Below are 17,543 nucleotides of genomic sequence, written 5' to 3'. Positions count from 1 at the left end.
GGGTCGGTGCGTTCACCGCCGATTCAGGGCCGTGAGAGCATGCGGTTCATGATCTGGACCGGCCGGAGGACCACGCCGACGGCGCGCACCGCGGACGGTCGCCGTCTCGGTGCGGGTGGCGTGTGATGGGCCGAGCACCGGCGTGGCAGCGGCGCAGCGGCCGGCTGCGGCACCCCGCGCAGGTGATCGCCGTCGGCTTCGGCACGGCGGTGGCGGTCGGCACCGGTCTGCTGTCACTGCCCCTGGCCACGCGCTCCGGCGAGCGGACCGGCCTGGTGGACGCGCTGTTCACCGCGACCTCCGCGGTCTGCGTGACCGGGCTGGTCGCCGTCGACACCGGCAGCTACTGGTCCGGTTTCGGGCAGGCGGTGATCCTCCTGCTCATCCAGGCCGGCGGGCTGGGGATCATGACCCTCGCGACGCTGTTCACCGTGCTGCTGTCCCGCCGGCTCGGCCTGCGGGCCCGGTTCCTGGCCCAGGCCGAGACGAAGAGCCTCGATCTCACCGACGTGCGCGCGGTGGTCCGCCGGATCGTACTGTTCAGTCTCGCCAGCGAAGCGGTGGTCGCGGTGGCGTTGACCGCCCGGTTCGCCACCGCCTACGACGAACCGTTCGGCGTGGCGGTGTACGACGGGGTCTTCCACGCGGTGTCGGCGTTCAACAACGCGGGCTTCTCCACCAACGCCGACAGCCTCGTCGGTTACGTCACCGATCCCTGGATCTGCCTGCCGATCGCCGCCGCGGTCATCCTCGGTGGGCTGGGCTTCCCCGTCGTGTTCGAACTGCTCCGATGCTGGCGCCGACCCGCGCTGTGGTCGGTGCTGACCCGCATCACCCTCGCCCTGAGCGGCGTGCTGCTCGTGCTCGGCACCGCCGTGCTCACCTTCGCCGAGTTCACCAACCCGCGCACCCTCGGCCCCCTCGACGGGTGGCACAAGCTGCTGGCCGGGTTCTTCGCCTCGACCATGACCCGCACCGCCGGATTCAACAGCGTCGACATCGGCGCGATGCGGCCGGAAAGCCTGCTCGCCAGCGACGCGCTCATGTTCATCGGCGGCGGCAGCGCCGGCACCGCCGGCGGCATCAAGGTCACCACCTTCGGGCTGCTCGCCTTCGTCCTGTGGTCGGAGATGCGCGGCGAACTCCACGTCAACGTCGGCCGGCGGCGCATCCCCGCCAGCAACCAGCGCCAAGCCCTCGCCGTCGCCCTGCTCAGCGTCGGCGCCGTCGTCACCGCCACCTTCGCGCTGCTGGCCACCACCCCGTACCGGCTCGACGTCGTACTGTTCGAGGCGGTGTCCGCGTTCGCCACCGTCGGCCTGTCCACCGGCATCACCGCCGCCCTGCCGCCGCAGGCCGACCTGCTCCTGGTGGTGCTGATGTTCGCCGGCCGCGTCGGTCCGCTCACCCTGGCCTCCGCGCTGGCGCTGCGCGACCGCAACCGGCGCTTCGAACTACCCGAGGAAAGGACGATCGTTGGCTGAGACGCGCACCGAACCCGTCGTCGTCATCGGGCTGGGACGCTTCGGCTCCGCCCTGGCCCTGGAACTGGTCAACCGGGGCAGCGAGGTCCTCGGCATCGACCACCGCCCGAAGGTCGTCCAAGCCCTCGCCGGACAGTTGCCGCACGTCATCACCGCCGACTCCACCGACATCGAAGCCCTGCGGCAGCTCGGCGTCGCCGAGTTCCACCGGGCCGTGGTGGCCATCGGCACCGACATCCAGGCCAGCATCCTCACCACCAGCCTGCTGGCCGAACTCGGCATCCCAGACATCTGGGCGAAGGCCATCAGCGGCCAGCACCGCAACATCCTCACCCGCGTCGGCGCCCACCACGTCGTCGCACCCGAGCACGACATGGGCGAACGCGTCGCCCACCTGCTCTCCGGACGCATCCTCGACTACGTCGAGGTCGACGCCGACTTCGCCGTCATCAAGACCACCCCACCCCGCGACATCGTCGGCGTGCCACTGCACGAGTCCCGCGTCCGCAGCAAGTGGGGAGTCACCGTCGTCGCCGTCAAACCACAGGCGGGCCCACCCGGCGGCAAACCGGGCGCCTTCACCCATGCCACCCCGGAGACCGTCCTCGCCTACGGCGACCTCATCCTCGTCGTCGGCACCGTGGACGACGTCGAACGCTTCGCCACCACCGACTGACGCCGCACCGGGTCCCCCGGTTTGCCCGTCGCCGGCATGGGGTGGCTCAGCGATCACGCCGGTCGGCACGCCACCGGTCGATCAACGCCGGCAGCTCGCGCCAGAGGTAGTCGTAGAAGTCGCGCATCTCGGCCAGGCGGACACCGGCGAGGCTGCCCTCGCCGGCCATGGCGATGCCCTCTTCGGCAGCCGCCCGCATGCTGCCGATCATCGCGTTCTGGCCCGACATGAGAGTGGCCCACGCACCGGCGCGGAGCCGGAAGTGTTCCCGGCGGCTGCCCGGGGCGGGCACCCGCTCGATCAGCCCGACGCTCGCGAGGGACTTGATGGCGGTGGACACGCTGCCGGAGCTGATGGCGAGCGCCTCGGCGATCTCGCCGGCGGTCATCGTCTCCTGCTCGGTGAAGAGCAATGCCGCCAACACGCGGGCGGTCATCCGCTGCAAGCCACCCTCGGTGAGGGTCAGCGCCAGCCTCTCCGCCGGACCACTCAGCACCGCGCCCTCCCCTACTCGATCATCCGGAGCCTAACATCTCGCAGTCTTCAGAAATCTTTGAAGATTCGGTAATCTCCGAGAGGTGCGCGTAGTGATCGAGACCGAGAAGCTGACCAAGACCTACGGCCGCCGCCAAGGGCTGACGAACCTGGACCTCTCGGTGGCCGAGGGCGAGGTGTTCGGCTACCTGGGCCCGAACGGAGCCGGCAAGTCGACCACCATTCGCGTCCTGCTGGACCTGATCCGACCCACCAGCGGACGCGCGCTGCTGTTCGGACGCGACCCGCGCCGGCACGCGGTCGCGCTGCACCGCCGCGTCGGCTACCTGGCCGGTGACTTCGTCGTCGACCCGCGACAGCGGGCCGGGGAGTGCCTGACCTTCCTGGCACACCTGCGCGGCGGCGTGCCGAGGGCGCACGTCGCCGAACTGGCCGAACGGCTGGAACTGGACCTGACGGCGCGGATCAAGACCCTGTCCAAGGGCAACCGGCAGAAGGTCGGCCTGGTGCAGGCGTTCATGCACCGCCCGGACCTGCTGATCCTCGACGAGCCGACATCGGGGCTGGACCCCCTGGCGCAACAGACCTTCCTCGACCTGGTCCGCGACGCCCGAGCCGCCGGACAGACCGTGTTCATGTCCTCGCACATCATGAGCGAGGTCGAAGCGGTCGCCGACCGGGTCGGCATCATCCGCGACGGCCACCTCGTCGCGCTCGACACCGTGGCTCGTCTCCACGACCGCAACGTGCCCCGATTCCAGGTCACCTTCGCCGACCCGATGGACCGAGCCGCACTCGCCGCCCTGCCGGAGGTGTCCGACCTGACCATCGACGGCCCGACCGCCAGGTTCCGCCTCGCCGGCAGCCCCGACGGGCTCATCCGGGTCCTCGCCCGGCACCGGATCACCGCGCTGCGCGCCACCGAACCCGACCTGGAAGACCTGTTTCTCACCTATTACCAGACCGACGCCGCGAGCCGGGAGACCACGCATGCCTGATATCCTGACCAAGACCCTGTGGGACGGCCGGCGCGCCCTGGCCGGTTTCGCCGCCGCATCGACGAGTACCTGACCGACGCGCGCGCCCACGGCCTGACCATCGAGGGAGTGATCAACACCCACTTCCACGCCGACTTCCTCGCCGGCCACCTCGAGGTGGCCGCGGCGACCGGCGCCTGGATCGGCTACGGCCAGCGGGCCGAGACCGAGTACCCGATCCGCAAGCTCACCGACGGTGAGCGGATCAGCCTCGGCGACGTCACCCTGGAAATCATGGAGACCCCGGGCCACACGCCCGAGTCGATCAGCGTGCTGGTCTACGAACACGCCGACGACGCCACGCCTTACGGGGTGATGACCGGCGATGCCCTGTTCATCGGCGACGTGGGCCGCCCCGACCTGCTCGCCTCGCTCGGCGTCACCGCCGACGAGCTGGGTGCGATGCTCTACGACAGCGTCCAGCACAAGCTGATGGGCCTGCCCGACGACGTCCGGGTCTTCCCCGCCCACGGCGCCGGCTCGGCCTGCGGAAAACCTGTCCACCGAACGACAGTCCACCATCGGCGAGCAGCGCCGCACCAACTACGCCTGCGCGCCGATGAGCCAGGAGCAGTTCCTCGCCCTGGTCACCGGCGGCCAGCCGGCCGCGCCCGGCTACTTCGCCTTCGATGCCGTGCTCAACCGCAAGGCCCGTGAACTGTTCGACCGCACCAGGGCACCGCGCCCGCTCGACGCCGCCGAGTTCGTCCAGGCCCGCGCCGACGGCGCCGCCGTGATCGACGCCCGCGACCCGCAGGAGTTCGCCACGGGCCACCGCGTGGGAGCCGTCAACATCCCGGCCGACGGACGGTTCGCCGAGACCGCGGGCAGCGTGATCGCCCCGGACCGCACGGTACTCATGGTTGCCCCGCAGGACCGGGAGGAGGAGATCGTCGTACGCCTCGCCCGGATCGGCTTCGACCACGTCGTCGGCTACCTCCGCGAGCCCGAAGGCGCGTTCCTCGAGATGGCCGGGGACATGGCCCGCGCGAGCCGGCTGACCGCCACCGAGCTGCGCGACGCGCTGGACCGCCCCGAGGCGCCGGTGGTGCTCGACGTCCGCAACGCCGGTGAGCGCGAGCAGGGTGCCGTCCCGGGTTCCCTGCGCATCCCCCTCGCCGAGCTGACGCGGCGCCTCGACGAGGTGCCGGCGGACCGGCCGGTCGTCGTGCACTGCGCGGGCGGCTACCGCTCCTCGGTGGCGGCCAGCCTGCTCCGCAGCGCCGGCCGGGCGGACGTCTCCGACCTGCTCGGCGGCTACGGCGCCTGGCAGACCATGCACGCCGCCGTCTGACCAGACGAGAGGACAGGTGGCGATGTGGAGACACGTCCGCCACCTGTCCCCCGTCCAGCACCGCAAGATCAGGCCGCAGCGGTTCGCCCGGCCGGCGGTCGGGTTGCGGTGTGCTTTCCACAGCCGGATGCCCACTGTCGACTCTCAGCATCGGACCGGCCTCAAGCACCACGGCTGCTCGCCGCCGTGAACCCCGCACGGGGCTTCGACGCGACCGTCGTGTGTGACCACCACGCCTGGGCCGCCGAAGCCGAGCTGGTCGACAGCAACGACTCCGGCGGTGCGTGCAACCTACGACGCCCGTGCGGGGTATAGAGCGCGTGGTCTGGAAACGTGACCCCACCTGGGAGTCCCACTACGCCGCCTACTTCGCGGCGCGGGCCGGCGCGCTTCGCCGACTCGCCTACGGGCTCTGCGGCGACTGGCATCTCGCCGAGGACCTGACGCAGGCGACGTTTCTGCAGCTGTACCGCCACTGACGCCGCCTCGACCCCGGCACCCTCGACGCGTACGCCCGCCGCGTCCTGGCCAACGGCTTCCTCTCCCACCGACGGTCCCACCGCCGCGAACACCTGGTGGCGGAGCCCCCCGAGGTCCGGGTGACCGGCGACGAGGCCCACCTGGCCACCACGCTGCGGGTGCGGGCCGCACTGGACGCCCTGCCTCCCCGGCAACGGGCGCTGGTCGTGCTGCGGCATCTGGTGGACGTGCCGGTGGCCGAGGCGGCCGAACTGCTCGGCGTCTCCGAGGGCACATCCAGGGGTACGGAGATTCGCGCCTGCTCAACCTGATCTGCCTCCGGCTCGGCCACCACTCGCCGGGCGGCCGGATCCCGCAGCAGAAACCCGGCGGAGGCTGATGGACGACTGGGCCAGCTTTCGGCAAGCATCCTAGGCGAGCTGTGTCGGGTGGTCTGCCTCGAACCGCTCCCGGGTCAGGAACGCCAGCTGCGCCCGCTTGTCCGGCATGTCGATCTCGGAGGCGAACGTGAAGCCCTCGGTCCGCAGCCGGCGCAGGGCGGCCGCGTTGCGCACGTCCGGCTCGACCACGATGCGTCGCGCGGCGGGGTCCCGTAACAGGAACCGGGCCAGGGCGGGACCAACGGCCGTGGTGAGGCCGCGGGCGAGGTGCCGCGGCGGGTTCAGCAGCAGGTGCATGCCGATGTCGCCGGGCTGGACCGGGTACCGCTCACCCACTGGATCGGCCTTCGGGCGGTAGGTCTGGAACAGCCCGACCGGCTCGCTGTCCAGCAGGATCAGGTACGCGTGGTGGGTGTCCAGCCCGTCGAGGAACGCGTAGACCTCGCGGACGTCGTCGACGGTGTGCGAACCCATCCCCCAGAACGCGTTGCGGGGCAGGCTGACCCAGCCGTGCAGCAGCTCGGCGTGCCGGTCCGGGCGTACCGCCTCCAGCGTCAGCTCGCCGAGGTCGGGGATCTGCTCCTGGTAGGTCACCATCGTCTCGTCCTTCGTCGGGGACCCGGTGGACACCGGGGTCAGCGGTCCGGAGGGCAGCGGGATCAGGTCGCCGGCGGCCCAGTGGCTCAGTTGGTCGGTGAAGTGCGGGTTGCCGGGCCGGCCCGAGGCGCCGAACGGAACAACCCAGCCGCCGGCGGCCCGGTCGGTCAGGTCCCACACGTAGCGGGCGACCGGGCCGCGCCAGCAGGCGTCGGAGACGCCGGGGAGGCTGGAGGTGGCCAGCACGCAGTCGGTGTCGCCGCCGAACGCCACCCGCCGGCGCATCGCCGCGACGGCGGCCGAGGTCTCCGCGGCGACGCCCAGGTGCACCGGGTGCAGCAGGTGCCGACGCCCCCACGGCTCGGGCGGCGGGCCGGCGGCCACCTCGGCCAGCGCGGCGGCGGCGAGTGGCAGGACGTCGACACCCAGGTCGGCGTGCCGCTCGACCAGGTGGTCCAGCGCGAGGCCGATCCGCGCCGCCGGGTCGGTCCAGGGCGCGAACAGCTCGTCGTAACCGGACGGTTCGTGCAGCGCGCGCAGCGCCGGATGCGCGCACAGCCGGCGGGCGAGCGCGGCGCGCCACGCCGCGTAGGCCCCGGCGTCGGCCGAGTCGGCCGCCATCACGCCGTCCCAGGCCAGCAACCGGGCGAGGAGGGTACGCGCCGGCGCGTCGAGCCGGGCCGGGTCGAGCCGATCGAGCAGCCGGCGCACCGGGGTCGACGGGAGCCGGGCGTCGGTGTGCACGGCGGACGCCTCGACGCCGTCGGCGAGCAGCGCCCGGATCCGTCGGGCGCGGTGCGGCGGTGCGAAGTCGACGCCGTGCGCGGTGACGTCGGCGCGTCTGTCGTTGGCGCAGACCGCGACGCCGTCGACCTGCTCGTCGACCATAGGCAGGTGGTCGCCGGTCCAGTGGTGTCGGGCCTCCCAGCCGGGCACCGGCTCGCGGCGGCACCGCTCGTCGCGTACCGGGACCAGGCCGGCGACCAGGCGGTGCACGGCACCGCCGGTGTCGGCGGTGAGCACGCTGTTGACCGGCTCCACCCAGTCGCGGAGCGCGTCCGCGACGTCCGCGGCGTCGCGGGCGCGCAGCAGCGGCAGCAGCGCCTCGAAGCCGAGGCGTGCCTCGGCCCGGCTCGGTGTGCGCAGGCTGATCGCCTCGCCGGTGACCCGGTCGTGGTCGATCACCGGGCCGCGCGGCGTCTCGATCACCTCGACCCGCTCCGGTGTGCCGCCGCGGACCTCGATCTTCTCGACGTGGTGCGGGACCGGGGTCCAGCCGTCCGCGTCCCGGACCAGCACCTGGTCGCCGTCGCGGCGGAGTTGCTCGCGGTAGAGGTCCTGGTAGTCGGCCATCGCGTTGGTGACGGCCCAGGCGACGTGGCCGGCGTGGCCGAAGTGCGGCAGTCCGGGTACGCCGGGGAAGGCCAGCCCGACCACGTCGAACTCGGGGCAGGCCAGCCGCACCTGCTGGTAGATCCCGGGTAGTTCGAGCAGCCGGTGCGGGTCGCCGGCGAGCACCGGGCCGCGCCCGGTGACCGGGTCGGCGGGCAGCGCCCAGGCGTTGCTGCCGGACGACGCGGGCCCCTCGACCGCGAACAGCCCGACCGCCTCGGGGCCGAGGGTGCGCGCGACGTGCGCGTGCCAGAGCTTGTTCGGGAAGGTGGAGAAGAGCACGTGTTGGACGAGGAAGACGCCCAGCGGCGACCAGGGCTGCCAGGGCTCCGGCGTGGCGCCGGTCGCGGCGAACTCGGGCGCGGCGGTGGCGCCCTCGGCGAGGCCGGCGTTGACGCCGTCGACGTACGCCTCGACCCACCGGCGGGTGGCGGGGTCGAGCCGTTCGTGGCAGCGGCGGGCGGTGTCGTCCAGCCGGGCGCGGCGGGCGAACCGGTCCCAGGGCAGTTCGGCCGCGCCGACGCGGGCGGCCAGCCGACCCTCGGCGCGCCACCGCTCGACGCTGATCTGCCAGGCCCGGTCCCGGGCGGCGACCCGGCCCTGGAGACGGGCGAGCGCGTCCACGTCGTCGGCCCAGAGCTGGGGTACGCCCCACCTGTCGCGATCGACGCTGGTCACCGTCCGGTCCCCGGGAGGGCCGTTTCCTCGGATCTTCAACTTAGGCTACCCTCCCCTAACTGAGGCAGACCTTACCTGGAGGGGTTCGTGAAACGGAACTGGGAGGGCCTGGTGCTCAAGGCCATGGGGGGCCGGGACTTCCGGCTCACCGTGCGGAGCACCGAGTCGGTCGACGGGCACTACCAGCGACTGCTCCTCGACGACGGCGGGCTGCTGGCGGCGTGCGGAGCGCACCCGACGATGTGGATCCGGCTCTGGTTCGACAACGACGGGCGGGCACACCAGCGGGCCTACACGCTCGTCGACCCGGATCCCGAGAACGGGCGGTTCACGCTGGAGTTCGCCGTGCACGACGGTGTCGCCGCCCGGTGGGCCACCGCCGCCGAGGTCGGCGACACCATCGACGCGACCGTGCAGGGCAGCGCGTTCGAGCTGCCCGACCCCGCGCCCGAGCACCTCTACCTGGTCGGCGACGCGGCCTCGCTGCCGGCGGTGAACAGCCTCCTCGACGCCGGCGCGGACATCCCGGCGACGGTCTGGCTGGAGTACGCCCACGAGGGTGAGAAGGCGCTCAACCTGCGCGCCCGGGCGCACCACGAGGTGATCTGGGTGCCCCGCCGCGACGACGGTCGACACCTGGTCGACACCGTCTGCGCGGCGCTGCCGGCCGCCGGGTCCGCGCACTACTGGGTGGCCTGCGAGGCGGCCAGCACCCGCAGCATCACCCGGCACGTCCGGCGGACCCTCGGCGTCGGCAAGCACCAGCTCACCGCGCTCGGCTACTGGCGGGCCGTCTGATGGGCCGCCTGGGCACGCTCACCGCGCTCTACGTCACGCAGTATCTCGGCATCGGCTTCATCACCGTCGGGCTCACCGCCATCCTGCGCGACGGCGGCACCTCGCTGGACACGCTGGCGCTGCTCCAGGTGGTCGGCCTGATCTGGCCGATCAAGTTCCTCTGGGCGCCGGTCCTGGACCGCTACGGCTCCCGGCACCGCGGCCACTACCGGTCCTGGCTGCTGGTGCTGCAGGCCGCGCTGGTGCTGACCCTGCTGGCGCTGCTGCCGTTCTCCCGTCCCGCCGACCAGCTCGGCCCGGTCATCGCCATCTGCGCCGCGTTCGTCTTCTTTTCCGCCACCCAGGACATCGCCGCCGACGCGGTAGCGGTCCGGCTGCTGGCCGCGTCCGACCGGGGCACCGGCAACGGCATCCAGGTGGCCGCGAGCTACCTGGGCAACCTGCTCGGCGGCGGCGCGTGCGTGCTGGTCTACGACCGCTTCGGCTGGGCCGCGGCGGTCGGTCTGCTGGCCGCGCTGACCTCGGTCGGACTGCTCGTGGTGTGGCGATTCCGGGAACCGGAGCGCACCGACCGGGTGGTACGCATCGGCGTCGCCTACCGGGCGCTGGTGTCGGTGTTCGGCCAGCCCGGCTGCCGGTGGTGGACGTTCGGCGTGGTGCCGCTGGTCTACGTGGGCGCCGGCATGGCGTACGCGCTGGTGACGCCCGCGCTTGTCGACGCCGGCTGGTCGCTGGGCCGGATCGGCGTGGTGACCGGCGTGGTGACGAGCATCCCGGCGATCGCCGCCGGCCTGGTCGCGGGCCTCGGCATCGGCCGGTTCGGTAGGGCCGGCGTGCTGGTGGCCGGTGGGGTCGCACTGGCGCTGTCCACGGTGGCGTTGCTGCCGCTGCTGAACGGCCGCGCGCCGCTGGGCGGCACGGTCGTCGCGCTCTGCTTCTTCCTGGCCGCGTACACGATCGCCAACGTGGTGCTCTACACGGTCAACATGGACTACTCCCGGCCGGGCAGCGGGGGCACCGACTTCACCGTGCTGTCGTCGTTCGGGCTGGTCTGCTCGTTCGTGGCCGCCTCGCTCGGGCTCGCCGCCGCCGCCCGCTGGGGCTACCCGGCGGTGGCGCTGGCCTCGCTCGTGCTGGTCGCCGCCGGTGTCGTGGTGGGGGTGGCGCACCAGCGGCGGTTCTCGCCGCCCAGGCCGGCGTCCCGTCCGAAGCCGACTGCGGCAGACTTGCTTGTTAGGTAAGCCTAACCTAATCTGATCTCTACGTGGTCCAACCACGTTCCTGTCCGCACGACGACCGGGAAGCCACATGAGTTCGATCGACACCCCAGCGCGGGCCCATCTGTTCAACGCCGGCTCGCTCGGGCGGTACCGGGACGTCCTCGCGCGCGGCGTCGACCGGGTCGCCCGCCGCGTCGGCGAGGTGGACCGCCCGGGCACCGGCGTCACCCCGGAGGCGCTCGCCCCGCTGGTCGGCGCGATCGACCTCGACCGGCCACTCGGCGACACCGACGCCGCCCTCGACGAACTGCACGACGTGTGGCTGCGCGACGCGGTGTACTTCCACCATCCCCGCTACCTGGCCCACCTGAACTGTCCGGTGGTGATCCCGGCGCTGCTCGGCGAGGCGGTGCTCAGCGCGGTCAACTCCTCGCTGGACACCTGGGACCAGAGCGCCGGCGCCACGCTGATGGAGCGCCGGCTGATCGAGTGGACGGCCGGACGGATCGGGCTGGGCGCCACCGCCGACGGCGTGTTCACCAGCGGCGGCACCCAGTCCAACCTCCAGGCGATGCTGCTGGCGCGCGAGGAGGCGTACCGGCGGGTGGTGGGCGGTGCCGCCACCCGGCCGGCGCGACCGGAGGTGCTGGCCCGGCTGCGGATCGTCACCTCGGCCGCCGGGCACTTCAGCGTGCAGAAGGCGGCCAAGCTGCTCGGCCTGACCGCCGACGCGGTGCTGACCGTGCCCACCGACGCGAGCCGGCGGATGCGCACCGACGAGCTGGCCCGCACCATCGACCGCTGCCGCCGCGACGGGCAGGTGGTGATGGCCATCGTCGCCACCGCCGGCACCACCGACTTCGGCACCATCGACCCGCTGCCGGAGATCGCCGACATCTGCACCGCCGCCGGCGTCTGGCTGCACGTCGACGCCGCGTACGGCTGCGGGCTGCTGGTCTCCCCCACCCGCCGGCACCTGCTCGACGGCATCGAACGGGCCGCCTCGGTGACCGTCGACTACCACAAGTCGTTCTTCCAGCCGGTCAGCTCCAGCGCGCTGCTGGTCCGCGACGGCCGGACGCTGCGGCACGCCACCTGGCACGCCGACTACCTCAACCCGGCCCGCGCAGCCGAGCAGGGCATCCCCAACCAGGTCGACAAGAGCATCCAGACCACCCGCCGCTTCGACGCGTGCAAGCTCTGGCTCACCCTACGGATCATGGGCCCGGACGCGATCGGCGCGCTCTTCGACCAGGTCGTCGACCTCGCCGCCGAGGCCTGGCAACTGCTCGACGCCGACCCTCGGTTCGAGGTCGCGGCCCGCTCCCAACTCAGCACCGTGGTCTTCCGCCACCTGCCGCCCGACGCCGACCCCAACCTCGTCGACGAGGCCAACCTGCACGCCCGCGAAGCGCTGGCCGCCTCCGGCGCGGCCCTGGTCGCCGGCACCAAGGTCGACGGCGCGCACTGGCTCAAGCTCACCCTACTCAACCCCGAGACCACACTGGACGACATCGCCCACGTGCGCGACCTGATCGCCGACCATGCCACCTGGTACGCCCGGACCGCGGCCACCGCCGGATTGTCCTGCCCGGTCGGCTGACGACCCACCGAAAAAGAAAGAACCCCATGTCGACGCACGACTTCATCGCCGTCGGGCTGGGCCCGTACAACCTCGGCCTGGCCTGTCTCACCGCGCCGATCGACGACCTCGACGGGCTGTTCCTGGAGGCCCGCGACGGCTTCGACTGGCACCCCGGGATGCTGCTCGAATCCACCCGGTTGCAGACGCCGTTCCTCGCCGACCTGGTGACGCTCGCGGACCCCACCTCGCCGTACTCGTTCCTCAGCTATCTGAAGGAGACCGGCCGGCTCTACCCGTTCTACATCCGGGAGAGCTTCTTCCCGCTGCGCACCGAGTACAACGCCTACTGCCGCTGGGCCGCAGGCAAGCTGCCCAACCTGCGCTTCCAGCACACCGTCACCCGGGTCGAGCACGACGGCGAGCACTACGTGGTCCACGCCGACACCCCGGACGGGCCGGTCACCCTCCGGGCCCGGCGCCTGGTGCTGGGCACCGGCACCCCGCCGTACCTGCCACCGGCCTGCGACGGGCTCGGCGGCGACCTGATCCACAACTCCCGGTACCGGGAACACCGCGACGCGCTGCGGGCCAAGCACAGCATCACGATCGTCGGCAGCGGCCAGAGCGCCGCCGAGATCTACCACGACCTGCTCGGCGACATCGACACCCACGGCTACCAACTCACCTGGGTGACCCGCTCGCCCCGGTTCTTCCCGCTGGAATACACCAAGTTGACGCTGGAGATGACCTCACCGGACTACGTGGACTACTTCCACGCGCTGCCCGAGGCCACCCGCTACCGGCTGGAGGCCGCGCAGAAGCCGCTGTTCAAGGGCATCAACGCCGACCTGATCAACGACATCTACGACACGCTCTACGCGAAGAGCCTGCACGGGCCGACGCCCACCCGGCTGCTGACCAACACCGAGCTGGTCGACGCCGACCACGTCGACGGCCGCTACCGGCTCGGGCTGCGCCACAGCGAGCAGGGCCGCGAGTTCACCCTGGACACCGAGGGCCTGATCCTGGCCACCGGCTACCGCCACCGGCTGCCGGAATTCCTCGCGCCGGTGCGCGACCGGCTGCGCTTCGACGCGCACGGCCGCCTCGACGTGGCCCGAAACTACAGCGTCGACCACACCGGCCGGGGCGTGTTCCTGCAGAACGGCGGCACCCACACGCACAGCATCACCTCGCCCGACCTGGGCATGGGCCCGTACCGCAACTCGTGGATCATCCGGGAGCTGACCGGCCGCGAGCACTACCCGATCGAGAAGGCCATCGCCTTCCAGGAGTTCGGGGCGCCGGCATGAGCGAATGCACCGAGCGAAGCGAGGGCCGTGAGCGCATGCCCGGTCAGCCCGGCATGAGCGAATGCACCGAGCGAAGCGAGGGCCGTGAGCGCATGCCCGGTCAGCCCGGCATGAGCGAATGCACCGAGCGAAGCGGGGGCCGTGAGCGCATGCCCGGTCAGCCCGGCATGAGCGAATGCACCGAGCGAAGCGAGGGCCGTGAGCGCATGCCCGGTCAGCCCGGCATGAGCGGGTTCACCCGCGTGGACGACCGGCTCGGTGAGTTCACGCTACGCCCGCTGGCCCCGGACGCCGACGCGCCGCTGCTGCACCGCTGGGTCACCCACCCGAAGGCGGCGTTCTGGCTGATGGCCGACGCCGACGTGGCCGGCGTCGCCGAGGAGTACCGGCGGATCGCCGCCCACCCGCACCACGACGCGTACCTCGGCTCCTGGCGCGGCCGGCCCGCGTTCCTGGCCGAACGCTACGACCCGGCCCGGGTGGAACTGGTCGGGCTCTACGACCCGGCGCCCGGCGACGTCGGCATGCACTTCCTCTGCGCGCCCACCGACGCACCCGTGCACGGCTTCACCCGCGCGGTGATCACCACGGTGCTGGCCTGGCTCTTCACCGACCCGTCGACCCGGCGGGTGGTGGTGGAGCCGGACGTGCGCAACACCGCCGTGCACGCGCTCAACGCCGCCGTCGGCTTCACCGTGCTCGGCGAGATCCGCAAGCCGGAGAAGACCGCCCTGCTGAGCGCCTGCACCCGCGAGCAGTTCCGGGCCGCCACCGAAGGAGAGACGCAGCCGTGAACCCCGCCGCATCCGTCGACCACCTCACCCCCGAGGCGTGGGCCACCGCCAACCGGCTGCTGGTGCGCAAGGCGCTCGCCGAGTTCACCCACGAACGACTGATCACCCCCGAGCCGGCCGGCCCCGGCCGCTGGGTCGTCCAAGGCGACGACGCCACGGTCGAGTACCGGTTCGCCGCCGACGTCCTCGCGCTCGACCACTGGCACATCGACGCCGCCAGCATCACCCGCCGCCGCGACGGCGTCGACCTACCGCTCGACGCGGTCGACCTGTGCCTGGAGCTGCGCGGCGCGCTCGGCCTCACCGACACGGTCCTGCCCGTCTACCTGGAGGAGATCACCTCCACCCTCGCGGGGACCGCGTACAAGCTGAGCCGGCCGGCGGTCACCGCCGTCGAGCTGGCCGCCGCCGACTTCCAGGCGATCGAGACCGGGATGACCGAGGGCCACCCCTGCTTCGTGGCGAACAACGGGCGCATCGGCTTCGGCGTGGACGAATACCACAGGTACGCCCCGGAGGCCGCCGCCCCGGTACGGTTGCTCTGGCTCGCCGCGCACCGCGACCGGACCACGTTCACCTGCGCCGACGACCTGGACTACGACACCCTCGTCCGCGCCGAGCTGGGCGAGGCGACGCTGGCCCGGTTCACCGCCACGCTCACCGGCCTGGGCCTCGACCCGGCCGACTACCTGCTCGTCCCGGTACACCCCTGGCAGTGGTGGAACCGGCTCGCGGTCACCTTCGCCGGCGAGGTGGCCCAGCGCCGGCTGGTCTGCCTCGGCGAGGGACCGGACGACTACCTGGCCCAGCAGTCCATCCGCACGTTCTTCGACGTCACCGACCCGACGAAGCACTACGTCAAGACCGCGCTGTCGGTGCTGAACATGGGCTTCCTGCGCGGGCTGTCCGCCGCGTACATGGAAGCCACGCCCGCGATCAACGACTGGCTGGCCGCGCTCGTCGACGCCGACCCGGTACTCAAGCGCACCGGCCTGTCGATCATCCGGGAACGGGCCGCGATCGGCTACCGGCACCGGCAGTACGAGACGGCGACCGCCCCCGGTTCGCCGTACCGGAAGATGCTCGCCGCGCTCTGGCGGGAGAGCCCGGTGCCCGGCCTGGAACCCGGCCGGCGGCTGGCCACCATGGCCTCGCTGCTGCACCTCGACCGGGACGGCCGCTCGCTGGCGGCGGCGCTGATCGCCCGCTCCGGCCTGCCGCCGCAGCGCTGGCTGCGCCGCTACCTCGACGCCTACCTGGTGCCGCTGCTGCACAGCCTCTACGCCCACGACCTGGCGTTCATGCCGCACGGCGAGAACGTCATCCTGGTGCTCGACGACGACGTGGTGGAGCGGGTCGTGTTCAAGGACATCGCCGAGGAGATCGTGGTGATGGACCCGGACGCCGACCTGCCCGAGCGGGTCCGCCGGATCCGGGCCGCGGTCCCGGACGACGAGAAGATCCTGGCCATCTTCACCGACGTCTTCGACTGCTTCCTGCGCCACCTGAGCGCCGCCCTGCACACCGAGGGCGTGCTCGACCAGGACGACTTCTGGCGCACCGTCGCCGAGTGCGCCATCGGATACGCCGAGACGGTGCCGCACCTGGCCGAGCGGATGCGCCGGCACGATCTGTTCGCGCCGGAGTTCACGCTGTCCTGCCTCAACCGGCTCCAGTTGCGCAACAACCAGCAGATGGTGGATCTGACCGACCCGTCCGCCGCGCTCCAGTTCGCCGGCACGCTTGTCAACCCGCTCGCCCGCTTCGCGCCGCCGCGATGAGCGCCGACCCGGCGACGGTGCACGCCGGCCGGCCCGCCCCGGCCCCGGTGCCGCACCGCTGGCTGATCCTGGCCGTGCTCTGTCTGGCCCAGTTGGTCGTGGTGCTGGACAACACCGTGCTGACCGTGGCGGTGCCGGTGCTCACCGTCGAGCTGAACGCCGGCACCGCCGACGTGCAGTGGATGATCAACGCATACGCGCTGGTGCTGTCCGGTCTGCTGCTGAGCGCCGGCGGCGCCGCCGACCGGTACGGGCGGCGGCGGATGCTGCTGCTCGGGCTGGTGCTGTTCGGGCTCGGCTCGACGGCGGCCGGGCTGGCCGGCACCGCCGAGCAGCTGATCGCCGCCCGGGCCGGCATGGGCGTGGGCGGCGCGCTGCTGGTCACCGCCACGCTCGCCGTCGCCATGCAGGTCTTCGACGCCGCCGAGCGGTCCCGTGCGATCGGCGTCTGGGCGGCGACCAGCGCGCTGGGCTTCGCCGCCGGACCACCGATCGGCGGGTTCGTCCTGGCCCACCTCCCGTGGGGCGCGATCTTCCTGCTGAACGTGCCGGTCGTGCTGGTCTGCCTGCTGGCTGCCCGGGCACTGGTGCCGGAGTCGCGGGACCCGGCCGGCGGACCGCTCGACCTGGGCGGTGTGGTGCTGTCCACCGCCGGCCTGACCGCGATCGTCTGGGCGATCATCTCCGGTCCCGAGCGCGGCTGGGCGTCGGTGCCGGTGCTCGGCGCGGGCGCGGCCGGCGTGCTGCTGCTGTCGTCGTTCGTCGGTTGGGAGCGGCGGGTCGCCCACCCGATGCTGGACATGCGCTTCTTCCGGGACCGTCGCTTCGTCGGCGCGGTCAGTGGCGTCGTGCTGATCACGTTCGGCGCCACCGGGGCATTGTTCCTGCTCACCCAGCACCTGCAGTTCGTGCGCGGCTACCCGGCCTGGGAGGCGGGGCTGCGGATGGCGCCCTTCGCGCTGTCCATCGTGGTGCTCAACGTCGCCGGGGTGGCCGCGTCGGTGATCCGTCGGCTCGGGCGGCCGGCCGCCATCGCGGTCGGGATGACGCTGCTGGCCGGTGGTCTGGCGCTGGTCACCCACGGGCCGGCCGGCTACGGCACGCTGCTGGCCGGGCTGGTCGTGATGGGCGCCGGGTGCGCGTTGGCGAACCCGGCGATCGTCGAGGCGGTGATGAGCGCGATCCCCACCGACAAGGCCGGCGCCGGGGCCGGCGTGGACGGCACCATGACCGAGGTCGGCAGCAGCCTCGGCGTCGCGGTGCTGGGCGCGGTGCTCAACGCCCGGTTCGGCGCGCTGCTGCCGGCCGCGCTGGCCGGCGCCGGCTCGTTCCCGGCCGCGCTGGCCGCCGCCGGCCCGGACCGGGAGGTGGTCACCGCCGCCTTCACCGAGGCGTTGCGGACCGGCCAGACCGTTGGCGCGGTAGCGGTCCTGGTCGGCGGTCTGGTCGCCGCGGCGCTGCTGCACCGCGCCGAGCGGACGGCCGGGTCCACCTCCGCATAACACGGAAAGCCGTACATTTAGGGTAGGCTATCCTAAA

General features: G+C 72.5%; 14 protein-coding genes and 2 pseudogenes. 13 read left to right on the top strand and 3 right to left on the bottom strand.

What is annotated here, in order from left to right; all coding sequences use genetic code 11:
• Positions 1–125: 125 nt before the first annotated feature.
• Positions 126–1,484, top strand: coding sequence for a potassium transporter TrkG (locus O7618_RS06345; RefSeq protein ID WP_278105025.1), 1,359 nt, complete (start codon positions 126–128; stop codon positions 1,482–1,484).
• The gene (locus O7618_RS06340; protein WP_278105024.1) at positions 1,477–2,160 is read left to right on the top strand and encodes a TrkA family potassium uptake protein; all 684 of its coding nucleotides are present in this window, start codon (positions 1,477–1,479) and stop codon (positions 2,158–2,160) included. Before O7618_RS06345 ends, O7618_RS06340 begins: the two co-directional genes overlap by 8 nt.
• Positions 2,161–2,206: 46 nt before the next feature.
• Here O7618_RS06340 and O7618_RS06335 read toward each other — a convergent pair whose 3' ends face one another.
• Positions 2,207–2,656, bottom strand: a complete 450-nt coding sequence (locus O7618_RS06335; RefSeq protein WP_278105023.1) for a MarR family transcriptional regulator — start codon at positions 2,654–2,656, stop codon at positions 2,207–2,209.
• An 82-nt stretch (positions 2,657–2,738) separates the two neighbouring features.
• Here O7618_RS06335 and O7618_RS06330 point away from each other — a divergent pair, with 82 nt between their 5' ends.
• The 4 genes and pseudogenes from O7618_RS06330 (at position 2,739) to O7618_RS06310 (ending at position 5,777) form a co-directional block, all read left to right on the top strand.
• Positions 2,739–3,653 carry an ABC transporter ATP-binding protein gene (locus tag O7618_RS06330; RefSeq protein WP_278105022.1) on the top strand — a complete coding sequence of 305 codons (915 nt, stop codon included), beginning with the start codon at positions 2,739–2,741 and terminating at the stop codon, positions 3,651–3,653.
• Positions 3,654–3,701: 48 nt separating this feature from the next.
• A pseudogene (locus O7618_RS32185) lies at positions 3,702–4,986 on the top strand (rhodanese-like domain-containing protein); the annotation flags it as partial.
• A 320-nt stretch (positions 4,987–5,306) separates the two neighbouring features.
• Positions 5,307–5,465: a sigma factor gene (locus O7618_RS06315; protein WP_278105019.1), complete on the top strand. Its 159-nt coding sequence runs from the start codon at positions 5,307–5,309 to the stop codon at positions 5,463–5,465.
• A gap of 96 nt (positions 5,466–5,561) precedes the next feature.
• Positions 5,562–5,777 (top strand): sigma factor-like helix-turn-helix DNA-binding protein, encoded by a 216-nt coding sequence (locus O7618_RS06310; RefSeq protein WP_278105018.1) that lies wholly within the window; start codon positions 5,562–5,564, stop codon positions 5,775–5,777.
• Between the two features lie 99 nt (positions 5,778–5,876).
• On the opposite strand, the gene O7618_RS06305 is transcribed toward O7618_RS06310, so the two are convergent.
• Both O7618_RS06305 and O7618_RS06300 read right to left on the bottom strand, forming a co-directional pair.
• Positions 5,877–6,440 (bottom strand): GNAT family N-acetyltransferase, encoded by a 564-nt coding sequence (locus O7618_RS06305; protein WP_278109932.1) that lies wholly within the window; start codon positions 6,438–6,440, stop codon positions 5,877–5,879.
• 57 nt (positions 6,441–6,497) lie between these two features.
• Positions 6,498–8,513, bottom strand: a pseudogene (locus O7618_RS06300) (penicillin acylase family protein); the annotation flags it as partial.
• 87 nt (positions 8,514–8,600) lie between these two features.
• Between O7618_RS06300 and O7618_RS06295 the strand changes: the two are divergent.
• The 7 genes from O7618_RS06295 (at position 8,601) to O7618_RS06265 (ending at position 17,506) form a co-directional block, all read left to right on the top strand.
• On the top strand, positions 8,601–9,311 hold the full coding sequence (locus O7618_RS06295) for a siderophore-interacting protein (protein WP_278105017.1): 711 nt from the start codon (positions 8,601–8,603) through the stop codon (positions 9,309–9,311).
• Positions 9,311–10,552, top strand: coding sequence for an MFS transporter (locus O7618_RS06290; protein ID WP_278105015.1), 1,242 nt, complete (start codon positions 9,311–9,313; stop codon positions 10,550–10,552). The genes O7618_RS06295 and O7618_RS06290 overlap by 1 nt, the downstream gene beginning before the upstream one ends.
• Positions 10,553–10,619: 67 nt before the next feature.
• Positions 10,620–12,134 carry an aspartate aminotransferase family protein gene (locus tag O7618_RS06285; RefSeq protein ID WP_278105014.1) on the top strand — a complete coding sequence of 505 codons (1,515 nt, stop codon included), beginning with the start codon at positions 10,620–10,622 and terminating at the stop codon, positions 12,132–12,134.
• A gap of 26 nt (positions 12,135–12,160) precedes the next feature.
• The gene (locus O7618_RS06280) at positions 12,161–13,429 is read left to right on the top strand and encodes a lysine N(6)-hydroxylase/L-ornithine N(5)-oxygenase family protein (protein ID WP_278105013.1); all 1,269 of its coding nucleotides are present in this window, start codon (positions 12,161–12,163) and stop codon (positions 13,427–13,429) included.
• 224 nt (positions 13,430–13,653) lie between these two features.
• Positions 13,654–14,223 (top strand): GNAT family N-acetyltransferase, encoded by a 570-nt coding sequence (locus O7618_RS06275; RefSeq protein ID WP_278105012.1) that lies wholly within the window; start codon positions 13,654–13,656, stop codon positions 14,221–14,223.
• A complete protein-coding gene (locus O7618_RS06270) occupies positions 14,220–16,004 on the top strand; it encodes an IucA/IucC family siderophore biosynthesis protein (RefSeq protein ID WP_278105011.1) in 1,785 nt (594 codons plus the stop codon). The genes O7618_RS06275 and O7618_RS06270 overlap by 4 nt, the downstream gene beginning before the upstream one ends.
• Positions 16,001–17,506: an MFS transporter gene (locus O7618_RS06265; protein ID WP_278105010.1), complete on the top strand. Its 1,506-nt coding sequence runs from the start codon at positions 16,001–16,003 to the stop codon at positions 17,504–17,506. Before O7618_RS06270 ends, O7618_RS06265 begins: the two co-directional genes overlap by 4 nt.
• The last annotated feature ends 37 nt before the right edge of the window (positions 17,507–17,543 follow it).

The sequence above is a fragment of the Micromonospora sp. WMMD980 genome, from assembly GCF_029626035.1.
Lineage (GTDB): Bacteria > Actinomycetota > Actinomycetes > Mycobacteriales > Micromonosporaceae > Micromonospora.
Note: the sequence above shows the minus strand (reverse complement) of the source record. Positions and strands in the feature narration are given on the sequence as shown.

Coding starts and splice junctions, on each gene's coding strand:
- O7618_RS06265 (WP_278105010.1), top strand. CDS start 16,001: ATGAGCGCCGACCCGGCGACGGTGCACGCCGGCCGGCCCGCCCCGGCC.
- O7618_RS06275 (WP_278105012.1), top strand. CDS start 13,654: ATGAGCGGGTTCACCCGCGTGGACGACCGGCTCGGTGAGTTCACGCTA.
- O7618_RS06285 (WP_278105014.1), top strand. CDS start 10,620: ATGAGTTCGATCGACACCCCAGCGCGGGCCCATCTGTTCAACGCCGGC.
- O7618_RS06345 (WP_278105025.1), top strand. CDS start 126: ATGGGCCGAGCACCGGCGTGGCAGCGGCGCAGCGGCCGGCTGCGGCAC.
- O7618_RS06280 (WP_278105013.1), top strand. CDS start 12,161: ATGTCGACGCACGACTTCATCGCCGTCGGGCTGGGCCCGTACAACCTC.
- O7618_RS06290 (WP_278105015.1), top strand. CDS start 9,311: ATGGGCCGCCTGGGCACGCTCACCGCGCTCTACGTCACGCAGTATCTC.